The sequence below is a fragment of the Stenotrophomonas sp. BIGb0135 genome (assembly GCF_024810105.1).
GTDB classification, from domain to species: Bacteria; Pseudomonadota; Gammaproteobacteria; order Xanthomonadales; family Xanthomonadaceae; genus Stenotrophomonas; species Stenotrophomonas maltophilia_AB.
This window is the reverse complement of sequence record NZ_JANUDX010000013.1, coordinates 108,044-125,308: the sequence shown is the minus strand read 5'-3', so window position 1 is coordinate 125,308 and position 17,265 is coordinate 108,044. Positions and strand designations below refer to the sequence as shown.

The following is a 17,265-nucleotide window of genomic DNA, read 5'->3' as shown; positions in this document are numbered from 1 at the left end:
ACCCGCCCCTTTGGTTTGTAGGGGCGGTTTTTTGTGGGGGTTTTTTGGGCGGGTTTTTGGGGGTACAAACGCCCATACGCGCCCCCTTACTGGGGGGGGGGGGGGGGGGGGGGGCGGGGGGGGGGCACACGCCGTGAACCCATCCTTGGGGGCTCTTCTTGCGCCATCCATGGCGCAAGACGGTCCCGCCCCCCGGCCCACCCCAGCCCTGCCGAGGATGGTCGGCATGCGTGGAAAGGCCAAGGCGGGGCCGCGGCGTTCGTTTGGGTTTGGGGGGGTGCCGAGCATGGCTCGGCAGTGCCCTCTTCCCAGAATGGCGGGCGGGCATGCCCTGGTGAGACTCAGTGACGCCGAGGCGACGTGCCGTTGATCGCTCGTGCGCTCCGACACACTGCCGTGGTCTCGGCACACGAGCAATGATGCATCGGCTTTAGCTACGGCTATGGCTTCGGCTTCTTCGACTCCACCGCGATGGTTCTGAGAGAGCCAGCCCCGATCAGACCAGCAGCTGCAGGATGTCCAGGTCGCCGTCGGAGAAGAAGTCGAAGCAGATCACCGCCAGCATCAGCATGCCCAGCGTCGTCGCCCCATGCACGATCAGGATCGCGTGCGCCAGCGCGCGCGCCGACCGCCCCATCTTCATGCTCGCCCGTGCCAGTCCCTGCAGTCGCCCGGACACCGCGTGGGCGTGGGCCAGCACCGGTGCCTCGACCCCGTCCATCGCCTCGGCCATCAGCGTCTGCAGCTGCTGCGGGCGGTCCTCGTAATACTTTGCCACGCCGTAGCCGAACATCAGCCAGTCGCGCGCCTGCGCCTGCGCCAGGTCCATCACCTCCAGCGGGTCTTCTTCGAAGTCGATGAAGCCCACCCGCGTACCGTCCCAGGTCAGGTTGCGCGGCAACGGCTGCCCGAAATACGCCCCTTTCCGATGCGCCGTTGCGATCGCCTGCATCGCCGCGGCCACCAGGCGGTCGCGTCCGGCCTCATCGGCTTCGCGCAGGCAGGTATTGAACGAACTGCCGTTGTCTTCCAGCACCAGCGCGGCGTGGCCGCTGCCGATCACGTGGGGCACGTTCACGCCCTGTGCCGACAGCTCGGCAAGCCGGCGCGCCTCGGTCTTCCTGGCGGCATCACCGCCACGGTGCGGCGGCGGTCGCAGGGCGTCCAGCTGGAAACGATGGGCGACGAAATTAAGCAGGCCCAAGGCAACCGCGCGGCTTCCTTCGCCGTACTGCTTCAGCCAGGCGCGTTGCCCTTCAATGACGATGGGCTCAACCATGACGGATCTCCTGAAATGCAGACGGCCCCAAATGGGGCCGTAACGACAACGTCACGTTGTCGTAACCAGCACTATCAATAGCGCAGCAGCGCCGAACCCCAGGTGAAGCCGCCGCCGAAGGCCTCCAGCAGCAGCAGCTGGCCACGCTCCACGCGGCCGGAGCGGATCGCCACGTCCAGCGCCATCGGCACCGAGGCCGAGGAGGTGTTGCCGTGCTTGTCCACCGTCACCACCACCTGCTCCATCGACATCTCCAGGCGCTTGGCCGTGGCTTCGATGATGCGCAGATTGGCCTGGTGCGGGATCAGCCAGTCCAGGTCGGCCTTGGTCAGCGCATTGGCTTCCAGGGTCTCGTCCACGACCGAGTCCAGCGCCTTCACAGCGTATTTGAACACATCGTTGCCCTTCATCAGGATGGCGCCGCGGGCGTTTTCGCCCTCGCCGAACCCGGCAGACACGCCCACCGGGTTCCACAGCAGCTCTTTCTTGCTGCCATCCGAATGCAGGTGGGTGCTGAGGATGCCGGTGTCTTCGTCGGCCTTGAGCACGACGGCGCCGGCGCCATCGCCGAACAGCACGCACGTGGTGCGCTCGGTCCAGTCCACGATCCGGGTCAGGGTTTCCGCACCGATGACCAGCACATGGCGTGCATCACCGGAACGAATGAATTTGTCGGCCACGCTCAACGCGAACACGAAGCCCGAACAGGCCGCGTTGACGTCGAAGGCGGGGCAACCGGTCGCACCGAGCTTTGCCTGGATCAGGCACGCGGTGGACGGGAAGATCAGATCGGGGGTCGTCGTACCCACCACGATCATGTCCAGCTGGGATGCGTCGATACCGGCCGCTTCCAGCGCACGCACCGCGGCGTGGTAGCCGAGGTCGCTGGTGGTTTCGGTGTCGGCTGCAATGTGCCGCTCACGGATACCCGTGCGCGACTGGATCCACTCATCGGTGGTGTCGACCATTTTCTCCAGATCCTGGTTGGTCAACACTTTTTCGGGCAAATAGCTACCAGTGCCCGCGATCCTCGAGTAGATCCGCTTGCTCATTGCATATCCTGTAGCACGGCCATCAACACTGACAGCCGGGAAGAAAGGGGTAAAGGCCGCTGCCCGACCGGGCAGCGGCCTTCACGAATCAATCTTCTTCGACGGCCGAATTCGACTTGGTCGCAATCACCTTCTTGCCACGGTAGAAACCGTCAGCGGTGATGTGGTGACGCAGATGCACTTCACCGGTGGTCGGATCGGTGGACAGCTGCTTGGCGCTCAGTGCGTCATGCGCACGGCGCATACCGCGGCGGGACGGGGTGACACGGGATTTCTGCACAGCCATGGGATTGCTCCAAACTCGGTTCGTTTTGCTTCGTCGTATCGTCGCGCAGGACGCCAGCGCCCAGCACAGTTTTCGCTTTCGCCGCAGCCGCCGACGACAATCCGGCTGCTATTGTTTTTTCAGTGCCGCCAACGCCGCGAACGGATTGGCCTTGCTGATTTCTTCTTCGGTCGGTGCCCAATCCTGGTCCACCGCCTCGCCATCGGGAGACAGCGGCACCACGGGCACGGCCAGGACCAGTTCGTCCTCGACCAGTTCCAGCGGTCGCAGCATGCCGTCTTCGGGCACCAGCCAGGGTTCGTACCCTTCCGGCAGCGAAGCTTCATCTTCTTCGCTGCGGATCAGGCCGAGCCGCTGCACCATCGAGACCGGCAGCAGGAAACGCTGCAGGCTGCGCTGACAGATCAGCGGCAGCTCGGTGTCGATGGACAGTTCGACATAGGATACCCGCAGGATGTCGTCGTGCGCGAATTCCAGTGCATAGCTGCACCGGCCTTCGGTATCGGCAACAAGCCCTTGCAGGCGGGTAAGTTCAGCCAGATCGACTTGACCATCGAAGCGCCTGCGCGCTGCGACCATCCGCCAAGCATCCAGCAATTCGGGCACGTTCGCGGACATAAGCCGCTGAATGTTAAGGACCGTCTGCCCGGCTGTCAAATCCCTCTTTTCCGGGGTTGCCGGCGCTGGACCCCCGGGCCAGACTGCCAGCCCCGCCGACCGGTATTTTCGCATGCTTCCGCCCGTCCTTGCCTCCACCTCCCGCTACCGCCTGGAACTGCTGCAGCGGCTGGGCCTGACCCCGGAATGCGCACGCCCGGAGGTGGACGAGACCGCCCTGCCCGGCGAAGCTCCCCGCGCACTGGCGGTGCGGCTGGCCCGGGCCAAGGCCGCGGCGGTGGCCGCGCGCCAGCCCGGCCGCTGGGTGATCGGGTCGGACCAGGTGGCCGAGCTGAACGGGGCCCCGCTGGGCAAACCGGGCTCGGTCGAGGGCGCCCATGCGCAGTTGGCGGCGATGTCCGGTCAGCAGGTGGCGTTCCATACCGCGGTCTGCCTGCAGCGTGACGAGCGGGTGCTGGACGCCTGCGATCTCACCCGCGTGCAGTTCCGCGTGCTGGACGCGGCCAGCATCGAACGCTACGTGGCCGCCGAGCAGCCGCTGGACTGCGCCGGCAGCTTCAAGTGCGAGGGCCTGGGCATCAGCCTGTTCGAGGCGATCGACAACCGCGACCCCACCGCCCTGATCGGCCTGCCGCTGATCGCGCTGTGCGGGCTGCTGCGCGAGGCCGGCTACATCCTGCCCTAGCGCCCTTTCGGCCGCTCAGGGGCGGGCCGCCGGCACCACCAAGGGCTGTTCCTGCCAGGTCTCCACGCTGCCGTCGTTGCCATGCAGGCGCAGCCCCAGCCAATGCCGGCCCGGGGTCAGTGCGCGGGTATCGATGCGGGCATCGAAGCCCACGTTGGGGTGCTGCGGATCATTGGAAATGGTCCAGAAGCTGGTGATGTCATACGCACGTCCATACGCGGCTTCGGCCGCCGGGACGCCGTCCACCAGCACCTCCACCCGGGTCAGCCCGACCCCGTCCTTGAATGCCCAGCCGCGCACGTCGAGCAGCCCGTCGACGGCGGCATTGGGCTGCGGCGTATCGATCCAGGCCATCGCCGGGGTGACGCACGGGCCCGGGGCCCGGGCCGCCGGCAGCCTGAACAACAGGAACCGCTGGAAGCCATGGTCGTAGCTGACCACGCGCGGCGGCGGCAGCGGGCCCACCTGCGCACAGATGTCGTGGTAACGCGCGAGCAGGTCGCGGTAACGCTGGTCGCTGGGCGAGAGCACCAGCAGCATCGGCCCCGTGCGCGGCCCTTCGTGCAGCAGCCCCCACAGGCCCAGCTGCGCGCTGCGCCCATGCTTGTCGTTGAGCGGATGACGCAGCACCTCGATGGCCGGGTCGCGCAGCTGGAAGCCCAGCTCGGCGCCCACCTTGAAGTTGCCGGCCAGCACGCGCGTACCGGCCGGCATGTCGGCCAGTTCGTCGCGCACCACCGCCGCCAACGGTTCCCAGCCGGCGAAGTTGCGCGGGTAGTACTTGTAGCCGGCCAACTGCTCGCGCAGGCTCGGCGTGGACGCCATCAGGTAATAACCGAACGCCAGCGCCAACCCGGCGCCGGCCAGCCACCAGCCGGTGCGACGCAACCAGCGCGGCCAGCCGTTGAGCACCACCGGCACCGCCACCAGCAGCGCGAGGTAACCCGGCAGCGGCCAGTGGAAACTGATCCGCTCCACGTCGGTGAAAAAGCCCAGCGCGAAGATCGACAGCGTCGACACCGCACCCACCAGCCCGAAATAGCGCCACTGCGCGCGCGCGCCGCCACCGGAGCGGGTGCCGGCCAGGGCCACCTTCCACATCGCCATGCACAGGATCGGGGTGACCAGCATCGGCTGGATCACCAGGAACCACAGCCCACTCCACTGGAACGCCCACGGGTGGCGCTCGACCACCTGGAACTTCAGGCCGGCATCATGGTTGTCGGCATTCCAGGACAGCAGCGGCAACCAGGCCAGCACGCCCACCGCCAACGCCACCCAGACCCGCGGATCGCGCAGCATGCGCCGCCCCTGCGGCAACAGCAGCAGCGCGATGAACCCGACCACGATCACGCCGATGAAGCGGTAATGGCTGAGCGCGCCGATGGTCAGGCCCAGGCCCAGCTTGACCGCGGCGGCGGCATCGACGTTGCGCAGCAGGCGCGCGCCTGCATCCAGGCACAGCACCGCCGCCAGCGCCATCGGCACGTCCGGCACCGCCAGCATGCCCAGCGTGCCCGACAAGGGCATCAGCAAGGTCAGGCTGCCGGCCTGCCAGCCCGCCACCGCACCGAACCAGCGCGTGGCAATGCGCGACACCAGCCACGGCAGCGCCGCGCCGATGGCCAGGAACGGCAGGCGCTGGGCCAGGATGTGGGTGCCCCCCAGCTCCACGCCCAGCCGCGACAGCCACGCCGTCAGGCCAGGCAGGTCCGAGTAGGCCGCCGCCAGGTGCTGGCCCTCCTGCCAGTAAAAGGCTTCGTCCACGAACAACGGCAGACGCGCTGCGATCACCAGCTTCACCGCGGTGATCAGCGTCCACAACAACAGGAAAATGGTGCGTGCGCGTTGTTCGCCCTGCATTGCTCTATAGAATCGAAGGAATCATCGACACGAGACGGACATGGAAAATTCGCCCCACGTGCCAGCCATGCTAACCGATGTACTGCGACAGGCCCTTCGCAGCGCCCAGGACCAGGTCAACGGGCTGGTGCTGGGCAAGGCACACGAAGTGCGCCTGGCGTTCGTCGCGCTGCTGTCCGGCGGCCACCTGCTGATCGAAGACCTGCCCGGGTTGGGCAAGACCACCCTGGCCCACGCGATGGCCTCCAGCCTGGGGCTGGGCTTCCAGCGCGTGCAGTTCACCTCCGACCTGCTGCCTGCCGACGTGCTCGGCGTCTCGGTTTATGACGCGACCAGCCGCCAGTTCCAGTTCCATACCGGACCGGTGTTCACCCACGTGCTGCTGGCCGACGAGATCAACCGCGCGCCGCCGCGCACGCAGAGCGCGCTGCTCGAGGCGATGGCCGAGCAGCAGGTCACGCTGGACGGGGTGACCCATCCGCTGCCGGACCCGTTCTTCGTGATCGCCACGCAGAACCCGGTCGACCTGTCGGGCACCTTCCCCCTGCCCGATTCGCAGCTGGACCGCTTCCTGCTGCGCCTGGCACTGGGCTATCCCAACCCCGAATCCGAGCGCGAACTGCTGCGCGGCACCGACCGCCGCCACCTGATCGCCAAGGCCACACCGCGGCTGGACGACGGCCAGGTGCGCGCGCTGCGCGAGGCCGCCAGCCAGGTGCATGCCAGCGATGCGCTGGTGCATTACGTGCAGGCCCTGCTCACCCGCAGCCGCCAGCACGCCGGCGTGCGCGTGGGGCTCTCGCCGCGTGCCGGACTGGCCCTGCTGCGTGCGGCCAAGGCGCATGCACTGCTGCTCGGTCGCGCGCACGTGGTGCCCGAAGACGTGCAGACCCTGTTCGTGGCCGTGGCCGGGCACCGCCTGGTCCCCGAGGCGGAAGCCAGCAACGGACCGGCGCTGGCGCGCGCCATCCTCCAGACCGTGCCGGTGGATTGACGATGCGTCGCGGCTGGGGAGACCGCTGGCGGACACTGCAGTTGTTGGCGCGACCGCGCCGACCGGAGACGTTGCCGCGTCGCCTGGACCGGCGCCGGATCTATGTGCTGCCCACCCGGTTCGGCCTGTTCGTGGCGACACTGCTGGGCGCGATGCTGCTGGGTGCGCTGAACTACAACAACAACCCGGCCATGCTGCTGGCGTTGTTGCTGGCCACCGTGGCGATCGCCAGCACCATCAGCGCGCACCTGCAGTTGTCCGGCCTGCGCATCGACGCGGTCTCGGCCGAACCGGTGCATGCCGGCGTGCCGATGCGGCTGCGGATCATCCTGTCGCGCCCGGATGCGCGCGCGCGGCGTGGGCTGGAAGTGGCCCATGCCGAGGCGACCACCTTTGGCCACCTGATCGACAGCGACCAGATCGAAGTGGACCTGGCACTGCCCACCGTACGCCGTGGCTGGCTGGACCTGGACCGCATCCGGATCTCCACCACCCAGCCGCTCGGCCTGGTGCGCGCCTGGTCGTGGGTGTGGCCCGATGCCCCGCTGCTGGTCTATGCCGCGCCGGCCACCCAGGCACCCCCGCTGCCGGAAAGCGGCGGTGACCCGTTGCATACCCGCGTGCACGCCAGTGGCGACGAACTGCACCAGCTGCGCCCGTATCGCGCCGGCGACCCGCAACGCAGCATCGCCTGGAAGCACTCGGCGCGGCGCGACACCCTGCTGGTACGCGAGTATGAAAAGCCGGTTGGCATGGATGTACTGCTCGACTGGCGCCAGGTGTCCACGCTGCCGGTGGAAACGCGGATCGCGCGGCTGGCGCGCTGGGTCGACATGGCCGAACGCGACGGCCGCCGCTATACGCTGCTGCTCCCCGGGCAACCCGCACTGGGGCCGGGCAATGGCAGCGCCCACCACCACCTTTGCCAACGCGCACTGGCGCTGATGCCGCATGGCTGAGCCGACCTCGCCCCTCCTGAGTCCGAGCGCGCGCCACTGGACACTGGCCAGCGCCGCCCTGGGCCTGGTGCCGCTGCTGCTGCAGTTGCCCGACCTGCTGGCCGCGATCATCGCACTGGTCGCGGTCCTCATCGCACTGGTCTCGCGCCAGCGGGTGCTGCCGGCTCCCCTGCGCCTGCTGCTGGTGCTGGGCATGCTGGCCGCGATCTATTGGCAGATGGGCGCCCGTCCCGGCCGCGATACCGGCTGCGCGCTGCTGGCGGCGATGCTGGCGCTCAAGTCCAGCGAACTGCGCAGCCTGCGCGATGCCCGCAGCCTGCTCGGCTTTGCGTTGTTCTCACCGTTCGCGGCCTTCCTGCTCGACCAGGGGCCGTCCACCATGGCGCTGGCGGTGCTGGCCGCGCTGACGGCGCTGCTCACCCTGCAGCGCCTGGCGCAGGCCGAAGGCCAGGCGCCTACGCCACCCCTCGGTGGGCAGATCCGCGGCGTGGGCCGGCTGATCGCCCTCGGCCTGCCGCTGGCGCTGGCCGGTTTCTGGCTGTTCCCGCGGCTGAGCGAGCCGCTCTGGGGCATCCCGGAACGCGCGGTCGGCAAGCCAGGACTGTCCGATCAGATGGAGCCGGGCCAATGGCTGGACCTGATGGCCGATGACAGCCCGGCGCTGCGCGTGCAGTTTTTCGGCCCCGTGCCGACACCCCAGCAGCGTTACTGGCGTGGCCCGGTGATGACCTACTTCGACGGCCGGGTGTGGGAACAGGACCGCAGCGCGCTCGGACGCGCGCCGCCGGAGGTCACCCACGGCGCCACGCGCTGGGACTATCAGATCGACTACGAACCCACCGACCGTCGGCAACTCGTCGCCCTGGACCTGCCTATGCAGGCGCCCCCCGGCAGCGAGCTGGGCGCCGACCACAGCCTGCGCAGCCAGGCCAGCCTGACCGCCCTCACCCGCTGGCGGCTGCAGTCCGCGCCGGCCACCGGCTACGTCGAGGATCTCTCGCCCTATCAACGGCGCCGGGCATTGCAGTTGCCGCAGGGGTTCAACCCGCGCACGGCCACGCTGGCCCACCAGTGGCGCAGCGAGGCCGGTAACGACGACGAGGCGATCGTGCGCCGTGCCATGGCGTGGATCCGCGCGCGTTTCGCCTACACCCTGAGCACGCCGCTGCCCGGGCGTGATGGCGTGGACGAGTTCCTGTTCGACCAGCAGGCCGGTTTCTGCCAGCACTTCAGCTCGGCGTTCGTGGTGCTCATGCGCAACGCCGGCATTCCCGCCCGGGTGGTGACCGGCTTTGCCGGCGGCACCCGCAACCGCTACGGCGACTACTGGGTCGTTCGGCGCATGGATGCCCATGCCTGGGCCGAGGTCTGGCTGCCCGGGCGTGGCTGGGTGCGGGTGGACCCGACTGCCGCCGTGGCGCCCGAGCGCATCTACGACACCCTGGAAGATCGCCTGCAGGTCGGTGGCGATGCCACCCTGGAAAGCCGCTGGGTGCAACTGGGCCAGGCCAGCGACTGGCTGCGTCGCGGCTGGAACGACCTGGTGCTGTCCTTCAACGCCACCCGCCAGCAGCAACTGCTGCGGCCCTTCGGCGTGGACAAACTGGAGCCGGCGCAGTTGATTGGCGTTTTCACCCTCTTCGCACTGGTCGCGCTAGGGTGGATGGCGTGGCTGCTGGCCCGCGGCGAACGCGAGCGCGACCCCCTGCTGCGCGCCTGGCATCGGATGGGCCAGCGCTACGCCAGGCTGGGCCTGGCCCGTGACCACGCCGAACCGGCGGGCCATTGGGCCCGGCGCGTGCACCAGCAACGTCCCGACCCGGCGCTGCTGTCACTCAGCAGCCGTTTCGTTCTCGCGCGCTACGCTGGCGCGGACGTCGACCTCACTTCATTATTGCGCGACCTGCGCAGGCATCGCCCGTCCTCCGGAGCATCCCCATGAAGATCCAGATTCTGCTTCCCCTCGCCGCTTCCCTGGCGCTGGCCGCCTGCGCGACCGCACCCAAACCGCTGCAAGGCCAGTTCAGCATGGTCAGTCCGCGCGATGCGGTGCCGACCCAGCAGGTGGGCACGCCGGTTCGTTGGGGCGGGCGCATCATCGAGACCAACCCGGGCCAGGGCCAGACCTGCTTCCAGCTGATCTCGCGCCCGCTCAACGGCAGCGGCCGCCCGAGCACCACCTCGGCCGACGCCAGCGACGGTCGCTTCATCGCCTGCCGCGCCGGGTTCTATGATCCGGCCGTGTTCGAGCCGGGCCGCGACGTGACCTTCATCGGCAAGATCGCCGGGTACGAGAGCACCCGTATCGGCGAGTACGACTACCGCCTGCCCAAGCTGGAGGCCGACGTCATCTACCTGTGGCCGGAAGTGCGCCAGGTCGATGTGGTGCCCGCTTACCCGTACGGCCCGTGGGGCCCGCCGGGCTGGGGCCCGGGTTGGGGCTACCGCGGCTGGGGCTGGTGGTAACCGCCTAGCGGCCGACCGTTGGTCGGTATGCGTTGAAAGAAAAAGCCGCCGTCGTGCGGCTTTTTCTTTGCGCGCGGTAGAGCCACGCCATGCGTGGCTGCTTTTGGATCCGGCGATGCGTGCAGCCCGATCCGGCGATGCGTGCAGCCACCCATGGGGTGGCTCTACCGGATCCGGCCTTGCGTGCAGCCACCCATGGGGTGGCTCTACCTTATCCGGCGATGCGTGCAGCCCCCCCCATGGGGTGGCCCTACCGGATCCAGCGGTGCGTGCAGCCACCCATGGGGTGGCTCTACGCGGGGGCGTCGTCGTTGGGTGCTTCAGGCGTTGGGCGTGCCGAAGTGCCCCAGGGGGGCGCCGGCCAGCAGGTGCAGGTGGATGTGGAATACGGTCTGCCCGGCATGCTCGCGGCAGTTCATCACGATCCGGTAGCCGTCCTGGGCGAAGCCTTCGCGGCGGGCGTACTCGGCGGCGGCCAGCGCCAGCTTGCCGATCAGGTGCGCCTGCGAAGGCTGCACGTCATCCAGGGTCGGGATCGCCTCGTTCTTCGGGATGAACAACACGTGCACCGGCGCCTGCGGCGCGATGTCCTTGAAGGCGAGCACGTCCTCGTCCTCATAGACGATGGTGGCGGGGATTTCGCGGCGGATGATCTTGCCGAACAGGGTGTCTTGGCTCATGGGGCACCAGTTGGAACAGGGCCTTGGAGCTTAGCGCGGATGAGGGCCTCGGTCCTCGGGAAGCCGGCCGACGCGCGGCGCCGGCGCGTCGGCGCTGCGGTCATTCCTGGATTTCGGTGCGGGTGCCGAACGCGTGCGACAGCGTGCCGCGGTCCACGTACTCCAGCTCGCCGCCCAGCGGCAGGCCCTGGGCCAGCCGGCTGGGTCGCACCGTGTGCGCGCGCGCCAGTTGCGCCAGGTAATGCGCCGTGGCCTCGCCTTCCACGGTGGCGCTGGTGGCGATGATCAACTCCTGCACCTCGCCCTGCTTCAGGCGCGCCTCCAGCTGGTCCAGGCCGAGCTCGCGCGGGCCCACCCCATCCAGCGGCGACAAGCGCCCCTGCAGCACGAAGTACACGCCGCGGAACCCGGTCGCATGCTCGATCGCCAGGCGGTCGGCCGGCGACTCCACCGCGCACAGCTGCTGGCGTTCGCGGCTGCCGTTGGCACACACCGCGCAGATCTCGGTCTCGCTGAAATCGCGGCACTGCGCACAGTGACCGATACGCTCGATCGCCTTGGCCAGCACCTCGGCCAGCTTCTGCCCACCCTCGCGTTCGCGCTCGAGCACGTGGTAGGCCATGCGCTGGGCAGTCTTCTGCCCCACGCCGGGCAGCACGCGGAAGGCCTCGATCAGTTGTTCGAGCAGGGGCAGGCTCATGGCGGTGGGCTCATCTCGGAAACAAGCGCGCGAAGCCCGGGGGCTTCGCGTCGCGGTCGCCAGCGGGGCGGCGGGCAGGCCCACCGCGCGCACGGGCTCAGAACGGCAGCTTCATGCCCGGCGGCAGTTGCATGCCGGCGGTGGCCGACCCCATGCGGTTCTTGGACTCCGCATCGATCTTGTTGGACGCATCGTTGAACGCCGCGGCCACCAGGTCTTCGGTCATTTCCGCATCGGCCAGGATCGACGGATCGATCCGCACCTTGCGGCATTCCTTGGCACCGGTCAGGGTCACGCTGACCATGCCGCCGCCAGCGCTGCCGGTCACTTCCAGCTTGGCGAGTTCTTCCTGGGCCTTCTGCAGGTTTTCCTGCATCTTCTGGGCCTGCTGCATCAATTGGGCGATGTTGCCGCGCATGTCGTGTTACTCATCAAAAGGACGGATGGAATCGGCCACGACCCGCGCACCGTGCTGCTGGACCAGCATCTGCACTTGCGGGTCGGCCATGAAGGCGGTTTCTGCCGCCTGTTGCCGCTCGCCACGCTGGCGGTCGGAACGCTGGTGCAGCGTTTCGGCCTCGGCGTTGCCGTGTTCGATCACGATCCGCGGGGTCTGCCCCAGCGGCCCGGACAGCGCATCGGTCAGCGCTGCCAGCGAACGGTCTGAACACAGGTACTCAAATCCGGGCGATACCGCCAGTTTCAAGACACCGTGTTGGAAACTGATGAACGCCGCATGCGCGGCCAACTGTCGCGACGGCCCGTTGAGCTGGCTCTGGGCGACCAGTTCCAGCCAGGCCTCCGGCGAGGACAGCGTGATCGGCATAGCGGCAGGCGCGGCCGCCGGGGCCGGCGCGGCGGACGGGGTGATGGCGATGCCCTGCGGGCGCGGCGCGGCAACGGGGGCGGCAACCGCGACCAGGGGCGGGGCCGGACGGGACGGCGGCGCCTCCCACGGCGCGACCATGGCCGCGTCGGGGCTGGCCATTTCCGCGGCCAGCGCCTCGTCACGCTCCTCCGCCCCGGTCGGGTGCCACGGCGGCGGATCGTCCTCCGGTGCGGGTTCAGCCGCCGGTGCGGGCGCCTGCCGCGCGACCTCGGCAGGCGCCGGCGGCGCCACCGATGGAGCGGCGACCGCAACCGGCGCGGCGATGACCGGCGCAGGCACGGCGACGGCCGCGGCCACTGCGGCAGGTGCCGCGGCCATGCCACTGCCCTGCACGCTGCCCGCGGTTCCACTGCCCACGTCCATGCCAGTGCCCGGATCGCGCGGCACCGGCGGCACGGCGGCGGCCGGGCGGAAGGCCAGCATGCGCAGCACGGCCATTTCAAAGCCCGCACGCGGGCTCGGGGCCAGGTACAGGTCGCGACGGCCGCTGAGCGCCATCTGGTACCAGAGCTGCACCACTTCCGGGCGCAGGCGCTGGGCAAAGGCGGCGGCATCGATCCCCTCGCCATCGGCCTGCGCGCCCGGCACCAGCTGCTGCACCTGGATGCGGTGCAGGGCTTCGGCCAGCGCCTCGAGCACGCCACTCCAGTCCGGCGAGAATTCAGCCAGCGCGGCCACCACCTGCAGCAGGCGCACGCCATCGCCATCGGCCAGGGCCTCCAGCATGGCGGCCACCTGGGTGCGGTCGACCGTGCCCAGCATGGTGCGCACCACGTCTTCACGCAACGCGCCGCCGGCATAGGCGATGGCCTGGTCGAGCAGCGACAGGCCGTCGCGCAGGCTGCCGTCGGCGGCCTTGGCCAGCTGCACGATCGCGGTCGGGTCGGACTCGATTTCCTCGGCGGCCAGGATCCGGGTCATCTGGCCCTGGATCTGGTCCTCGTCCAGCCGCTTCAGGTTGAACTGCAGGCAGCGCGAGAGCACCGTCACCGGCAGCTTCTGCGGGTCGGTGGTGGCGAGCAGGAACTTCACGTGTTCCGGCGGCTCTTCCAGCGTCTTCAGCAGCGCATTGAAGGCCGCCTTGGACAGCATGTGCACTTCGTCGATCAGGTAGACCTTGTACTTGCCGCGCGAGGGCATGTACTGGGCGTTCTCGATCACCTCGCGGACATCGTCCACGCCGGTATTGGACGCGGCATCGATCTCGAGCAGGTCGATGTAGCGGCCGGCGTCGATGTCCAGGCAGGCCGGGCACTGGCCGCACGGGTCGGCGCTGGTGCCCTGCTCGCAATTCAGCGACTTGGCGAAAATGCGCGCGATGGTGGTCTTGCCCACCCCGCGGGTGCCGGTAAACAGGAACGCATGGTGCACCCGGCCGCTGTCCAGCGCATTGCTGAGCGCACGGACCACGTGTTCCTGGCCCACCAGCTCGGCAAAACGCTTCGGACGCCACTTGCGGGCAAGGACGAGATAGGACATCAGGCCACCGTCTTCATCGGGACGTCCATTGTGCCACGCCTGTCCAGCCCCCCTGCCCTCCGGTTCGTACCGCTTGTGCGATTGCAATTCCCCCGCTAGAATCTGCGCCCCTGCAGCGGGTTATCGCAGCAGGTCCGGAGAGGTGTCCGAGCGGTTGAAGGAGCACGCCTGGAAAGTGTGTAAGCGTCTAAACCGCGCTTCGGGGGTTCGAATCCCCCTCTCTCCGCCAGATTACGCAAACCCCTGTTAACGCAGGGGTTTTTGCTTTTCTGGGGTGGCCGGATACAGGACACAAATCGGGACACATCTCTCGATGCGCATCCCACACCATCTTGTTCGCTCGCCCTCTGGGCTTTGGTCCTTCCGGCAACGGGTCCCCACCGATCTTCAGGCCATCATTGGCCGACGCATCTTCAAGCGCACCCTTCGCACGTCTGAGCTGGCCGTAGCCCAGCTGCGGGCCCTAGGCTTGGCTGCGCGCTATGCTCAAGCCTTCGACGTGTTGAGGGAACGGCGCATGGAAACGAAGGACGAGGACATTGGTGAGCTGCTGGACCGCTTGACCAGCGGCGACCCGCTCCAAAAGCTGACCTTGAACCGGACCAAGGCCGCAGACGGAACGGTGACCGAGCACTGGCAGATCGATACCCCAGAGGACGTGACGCTCTATCAGCAGATGATGGAACTGACGGCCCAGCGGCCCAGTGCTCTTTCCGAGCTCATTCGTAGTGAGGTCGCCCCCCTTCCCACGCCCAACCGCATCTCAAAGCCCGCCGTGGAGACCATTCCCCTGGGCAAGGCCCGGGACGCGTGGCTGGCCAGCATCCAGCCGGGCTGCCTGCCCAAGACGTTCACCATCAAGAAGACCGCCATTGAGGCGCTGGTGTCCTTCCTGGGCGATAAGTCCAAGCTCCACTCCATCACCCGCTCCGACTTGGCCCGCTGGTATCAGCACATGCGGGACGGGGGCGCGGCCACCCCGACCCTGACCAATAAACAGTCCTACATCGGTGGCAAGGGCGGATTCTTCGAGTGGGCCATGGCGTCCGGCCACTACCCCAAAGGCGACAACCCAGCGGCCGGCCATATCACCTACTCCACGCGGGAAAAACGCGCCCGGAAGAAGTTTGGATTCCGGGCTTACGATGCCCACCAGGTCCAAGCATTGTTTGCGCCGGCGGCGTTTGAAGAGCTCGCGTTATCCGCCCGCTGGGCCTCGCTGATTGGACTCTACACTGGTGCCCGAGCCTCGGAAGTCGGCCAGCTCTTGGTCGAAGACGTGCTGATGGTGGACGGCCTCCCGTGCATTCGCGTGTCGGACGAGGGGGAGCACCAGAAGGTGAAGACCGAGGTCAGTCTGCGCACAATCCCCGTGCACCCCGACCTCATCAAGCTGGGCTTCCTCGACTGGGTGCACACCCTCCGAGCCCAGAAGGCCCCGAGGCTTTTCCCTGGTGCCAAGGCTAATGCGAAGAACGGCGCTGGGAACTGGATCACCAAGGCGTTTGGTCGGCACCTGGAACAGGTCGGAGCGAACTGGCCGGAAGCCAAAAGGGGCTTCCATTCGCTGCGCAAGACCCTGATTCAAGAGTTGCAGGGGGCCGGGGTGGTTTCCGAAATGCGGGCCCAGCTGGTGGGCCATGAGCTGGACGACGAGCACCATGCCACCTATAGCCGCCGCTTCACGGCACGGGAAAAGCTGGAAGGCCTCAAAGGTGTCTCTCCGGGACTGGCAGTGCTCTCCTATGGACTCAACCTGTCAGCCCTTGCAAGGCTTCTTCGAGGTGAACGAGCTTAGGCTTTCGAGCGGTGGACAGGGTAGTCAATGGGAAGTCGAAAACCCAACATTCAAATGCAACACCACAGACAAAAAGGATAAACATGGAAGAATCACCCAAGTCCCTTAAAGCTGCATCGTTGAACGACATTGAGAACGCTATCGCGCAGGCACTCTCTCAGTTCACCACCTTCTCGCCTCATGCTGAAATCCGAGCGTTTGAAGTCGTCAAAGAGACCGGCATCGATGTATTGACGCGAGACCACTATCGCTTTGAGCTCAAGGTCTTTGTTCCGAAACGCGACCCTTCAAAGGGGCTGCTCGATTTCGATTGAGCGCGTGCCGGGGTGACTAGACGGGAAAAAGCAAAGATAAAAAGAAAAGCCCCCGCGTGAGCGAGGGCTTTTAAGTGTCGACGGGCAGAGCCTTCTTTTAAGCCACCCACAGGGTGGTGAACGTTCCGATTCATCCCCGCTGATGCGGGGAACAAAAACTCCCAGCCGGAACTTGCTTGTGAGACACCCCAGACAACGCGGGAAAAAACATCTTCATTATCCCTTAAGGGAACAATACTCGACCCGCTTTCGCGGGAAAACCGCCGACACCGATGTTTTGCCATGCCTCGCCAAAGTGCGCAAGCCTTTAACCTAACAACCACTTAAATATTCTTTCAGCACACCGACCTTCCGCGCTTTTGCCGGGCTTTTTCCACTTGTCGGGTGACGCGGGTCGTTTTGCATTTCTTCTTCGCGGTCTTGCGCAGGCTTGCTCCCTTCGCATCGTATCCGGCGGCTTTCAAAAATTTGTCTGCCGCCCTAGTGGCGGCTCGGCGAGTGGCATTGTCCATTCCTAGTTTCTAGCGCATCTGGCTCGATGCGCAAGGGGGCGGCGCGCGCCGATATGCTTTGCTGAAACAGGAAAGACCTGCATGGGCCTACCTCTTTCCCCTTAAAGCTTAGCTAAGCTCCCCTGCTTTGCCCTTCATCTTGGGGGTCGCCTCCGGCTCCCCCCGACGATGAAGGGCAAAGTCTCCCCTAGGACCTCCGCGCGAGGCGGCAGGGGTGACTTTGCCCCCGTTGGTTACCGCCTCAAAGGACGGCCCGACAGTCGGGCGCGGTGATAGATGGACTACACCGCTACGACGGATTCACGCGGTCCAACCGCGCCGGCTCAGGGTTCCGTCACCACTATGTGGCGTCTCTCCTGTGGGCTTGCCCGCTCCCCAGCCGTCGCCGGGAAATATCATCCTAGCTGCCATCCTTGGGCCACAAACCGCTGATAGTCGGACCGTGACAGGGCACACGAGTGGGGCCAGATTGAGCACTCCCCACGCCTCTGCGACGCTTGAACTACCTGGTTGGCGCAGGTTGCAGGCCATACAGCGCCCGGTCCCCCTGCATCAAAGCCTGCGCACCCTGGTGGCGGTCAACCCAAGCCCTTGCGAGCTCCCAGTTATCCATGTGCGCAGCCGGTATTTCCACCGGCAACGAGTTACGGCTACCAACGGCCCAAAAGGCTGGCAGACAGGGAGGAGAGAA

Annotated in this window: 17 protein-coding genes and 1 tRNA gene; 8 read left to right on the top strand and 10 right to left on the bottom strand. The window is 67.2% G+C overall.

The window, feature by feature from the left end:
- Positions 1-496: 496 nt before the first annotated feature.
- From M2421_RS19840 to M2421_RS19825, 4 genes are all read right to left on the bottom strand, one after another.
- Positions 497-1,279 (bottom strand): serine/threonine protein phosphatase, encoded by a 783-nt coding sequence (locus M2421_RS19840; RefSeq protein WP_259210045.1) that lies wholly within the window; start codon positions 1,277-1,279, stop codon positions 497-499.
- A gap of 74 nt (positions 1,280-1,353) precedes the next feature.
- Complete coding sequence (locus tag M2421_RS19835) at positions 1,354-2,331, bottom strand: beta-ketoacyl-ACP synthase III (RefSeq protein ID WP_259210044.1); 978 nt, start codon at positions 2,329-2,331, stop codon at positions 1,354-1,356.
- An 88-nt stretch (positions 2,332-2,419) separates the two neighbouring features.
- Positions 2,420-2,617 carry a 50S ribosomal protein L32 gene (gene rpmF / locus M2421_RS19830; protein ID WP_038690090.1) on the bottom strand — a complete coding sequence of 66 codons (198 nt, stop codon included), beginning with the start codon at positions 2,615-2,617 and terminating at the stop codon, positions 2,420-2,422.
- Between the two features lie 108 nt (positions 2,618-2,725).
- Positions 2,726-3,235, bottom strand: coding sequence for a YceD family protein (locus tag M2421_RS19825; protein ID WP_259210041.1), 510 nt, complete (start codon positions 3,233-3,235; stop codon positions 2,726-2,728).
- Between the two features lie 112 nt (positions 3,236-3,347).
- Between M2421_RS19825 and M2421_RS19820 the strand changes: the two genes are divergently transcribed.
- Positions 3,348-3,920: a Maf family nucleotide pyrophosphatase gene (locus M2421_RS19820; RefSeq protein ID WP_259210040.1), complete on the top strand. Its 573-nt coding sequence runs from the start codon at positions 3,348-3,350 to the stop codon at positions 3,918-3,920.
- A 15-nt stretch (positions 3,921-3,935) separates the two neighbouring features.
- Here M2421_RS19820 and M2421_RS19815 read toward each other — a convergent pair whose 3' ends face one another.
- Complete coding sequence (locus M2421_RS19815) at positions 3,936-5,783, bottom strand: glycosyltransferase family 39 protein (protein ID WP_259210039.1); 1,848 nt, start codon at positions 5,781-5,783, stop codon at positions 3,936-3,938.
- A gap of 67 nt (positions 5,784-5,850) precedes the next feature.
- Between M2421_RS19815 and M2421_RS19810 the strand changes: the two genes are divergently transcribed.
- Genes M2421_RS19810 through M2421_RS19795 form a run of 4 tightly spaced genes read left to right on the top strand, consistent with a single transcriptional unit; the run spans position 5,851 to position 10,202 of the window.
- Positions 5,851-6,777: a MoxR family ATPase gene (locus tag M2421_RS19810; RefSeq protein WP_259210038.1), complete on the top strand. Its 927-nt coding sequence runs from the start codon at positions 5,851-5,853 to the stop codon at positions 6,775-6,777.
- Positions 6,778-6,779: 2 nt separating this feature from the next.
- Positions 6,780-7,736: a DUF58 domain-containing protein gene (locus M2421_RS19805; protein ID WP_259210037.1), complete on the top strand. Its 957-nt coding sequence runs from the start codon at positions 6,780-6,782 to the stop codon at positions 7,734-7,736.
- Positions 7,729-9,678, top strand: a complete 1,950-nt coding sequence (locus M2421_RS19800) for a DUF3488 and transglutaminase-like domain-containing protein (protein ID WP_259210036.1) — start codon at positions 7,729-7,731, stop codon at positions 9,676-9,678. The genes M2421_RS19805 and M2421_RS19800 overlap by 8 nt, the downstream gene beginning before the upstream one ends.
- A complete protein-coding gene (locus M2421_RS19795; RefSeq protein ID WP_259210035.1) occupies positions 9,675-10,202 on the top strand; it encodes a Slp family lipoprotein in 528 nt (175 codons plus the stop codon). Before M2421_RS19800 ends, M2421_RS19795 begins: the two co-directional genes overlap by 4 nt.
- A gap of 320 nt (positions 10,203-10,522) precedes the next feature.
- On the opposite strand, the gene M2421_RS19790 is transcribed toward M2421_RS19795, so the two are convergent.
- The 4 genes from M2421_RS19790 to dnaX form a co-directional block, all read right to left on the bottom strand.
- Positions 10,523-10,882: a histidine triad nucleotide-binding protein gene (locus M2421_RS19790; protein WP_259210034.1), complete on the bottom strand. Its 360-nt coding sequence runs from the start codon at positions 10,880-10,882 to the stop codon at positions 10,523-10,525.
- A gap of 100 nt (positions 10,883-10,982) precedes the next feature.
- Complete coding sequence (gene recR / locus M2421_RS19785; protein ID WP_259210033.1) at positions 10,983-11,582, bottom strand: recombination mediator RecR; 600 nt, start codon at positions 11,580-11,582, stop codon at positions 10,983-10,985.
- A gap of 97 nt (positions 11,583-11,679) precedes the next feature.
- A complete protein-coding gene (locus tag M2421_RS19780; RefSeq protein WP_259210031.1) occupies positions 11,680-12,000 on the bottom strand; it encodes a YbaB/EbfC family nucleoid-associated protein in 321 nt (106 codons plus the stop codon).
- Positions 12,001-12,006: 6 nt separating this feature from the next.
- Positions 12,007-13,950, bottom strand: a complete 1,944-nt coding sequence (dnaX, locus tag M2421_RS19775; RefSeq protein WP_259210029.1) for a DNA polymerase III subunit gamma/tau — start codon at positions 13,948-13,950, stop codon at positions 12,007-12,009.
- Between the two features lie 136 nt (positions 13,951-14,086).
- Between dnaX and M2421_RS19770 the strand changes: the two genes are divergently transcribed.
- The 3 genes from M2421_RS19770 to M2421_RS19760 all read left to right on the top strand — a co-directional run bounded on the left by M2421_RS19770 (position 14,087) and on the right by M2421_RS19760 (position 16,062).
- Positions 14,087-14,179: transfer RNA gene (locus tag M2421_RS19770), tRNA-Ser, on the top strand.
- Between the two features lie 84 nt (positions 14,180-14,263).
- On the top strand, positions 14,264-15,748 hold the full coding sequence (locus M2421_RS19765; RefSeq protein ID WP_259210028.1) for a site-specific integrase: 1,485 nt from the start codon (positions 14,264-14,266) through the stop codon (positions 15,746-15,748).
- A gap of 83 nt (positions 15,749-15,831) precedes the next feature.
- On the top strand, positions 15,832-16,062 hold the full coding sequence (locus M2421_RS19760) for a hypothetical protein (protein ID WP_259210027.1): 231 nt from the start codon (positions 15,832-15,834) through the stop codon (positions 16,060-16,062).
- Positions 16,063-16,397: 335 nt separating this feature from the next.
- On the opposite strand, the gene M2421_RS19755 is transcribed toward M2421_RS19760, so the two are convergent.
- Complete coding sequence (locus tag M2421_RS19755) at positions 16,398-16,574, bottom strand: hypothetical protein (protein ID WP_259210026.1); 177 nt, start codon at positions 16,572-16,574, stop codon at positions 16,398-16,400.
- Positions 16,575-17,265: the final 691 nt, after the last annotated feature.

What these genes read in the sequence shown, in the direction of transcription:
- M2421_RS19835 (WP_259210044.1), bottom strand. Translation starts at nt 2,331, where the DNA reads ATGAGCAAGCGGATCTACTCGAGGATCGCGGGCACTGGTAGCTATTTG.
- dnaX (WP_259210029.1), bottom strand. Translation starts at nt 13,950, where the DNA reads ATGTCCTATCTCGTCCTTGCCCGCAAGTGGCGTCCGAAGCGTTTTGCC.
- M2421_RS19825 (WP_259210041.1), bottom strand. Translation starts at nt 3,235, where the DNA reads ATGTCCGCGAACGTGCCCGAATTGCTGGATGCTTGGCGGATGGTCGCA.
- rpmF (WP_038690090.1), bottom strand. Translation starts at nt 2,617, where the DNA reads ATGGCTGTGCAGAAATCCCGTGTCACCCCGTCCCGCCGCGGTATGCGC.
- recR (WP_259210033.1), bottom strand. Translation starts at nt 11,582, where the DNA reads ATGAGCCTGCCCCTGCTCGAACAACTGATCGAGGCCTTCCGCGTGCTG.
- M2421_RS19805 (WP_259210037.1), top strand. Translation starts at nt 6,780, where the DNA reads ATGCGTCGCGGCTGGGGAGACCGCTGGCGGACACTGCAGTTGTTGGCG.
- M2421_RS19820 (WP_259210040.1), top strand. Translation starts at nt 3,348, where the DNA reads ATGCTTCCGCCCGTCCTTGCCTCCACCTCCCGCTACCGCCTGGAACTG.
- M2421_RS19815 (WP_259210039.1), bottom strand. Translation starts at nt 5,783, where the DNA reads ATGCAGGGCGAACAACGCGCACGCACCATTTTCCTGTTGTTGTGGACG.
- M2421_RS19755 (WP_259210026.1), bottom strand. Translation starts at nt 16,574, where the DNA reads ATGGACAATGCCACTCGCCGAGCCGCCACTAGGGCGGCAGACAAATTT.
- M2421_RS19780 (WP_259210031.1), bottom strand. Translation starts at nt 12,000, where the DNA reads ATGCGCGGCAACATCGCCCAATTGATGCAGCAGGCCCAGAAGATGCAG.
- M2421_RS19840 (WP_259210045.1), bottom strand. Translation starts at nt 1,279, where the DNA reads ATGGTTGAGCCCATCGTCATTGAAGGGCAACGCGCCTGGCTGAAGCAG.
- M2421_RS19760 (WP_259210027.1), top strand. Translation starts at nt 15,832, where the DNA reads ATGGAAGAATCACCCAAGTCCCTTAAAGCTGCATCGTTGAACGACATT.
- M2421_RS19790 (WP_259210034.1), bottom strand. Translation starts at nt 10,882, where the DNA reads ATGAGCCAAGACACCCTGTTCGGCAAGATCATCCGCCGCGAAATCCCC.
- M2421_RS19765 (WP_259210028.1), top strand. Translation starts at nt 14,264, where the DNA reads ATGCGCATCCCACACCATCTTGTTCGCTCGCCCTCTGGGCTTTGGTCC.
- M2421_RS19810 (WP_259210038.1), top strand. Translation starts at nt 5,851, where the DNA reads ATGCTAACCGATGTACTGCGACAGGCCCTTCGCAGCGCCCAGGACCAG.
- M2421_RS19800 (WP_259210036.1), top strand. Translation starts at nt 7,729, where the DNA reads ATGGCTGAGCCGACCTCGCCCCTCCTGAGTCCGAGCGCGCGCCACTGG.
- M2421_RS19795 (WP_259210035.1), top strand. Translation starts at nt 9,675, where the DNA reads ATGAAGATCCAGATTCTGCTTCCCCTCGCCGCTTCCCTGGCGCTGGCC.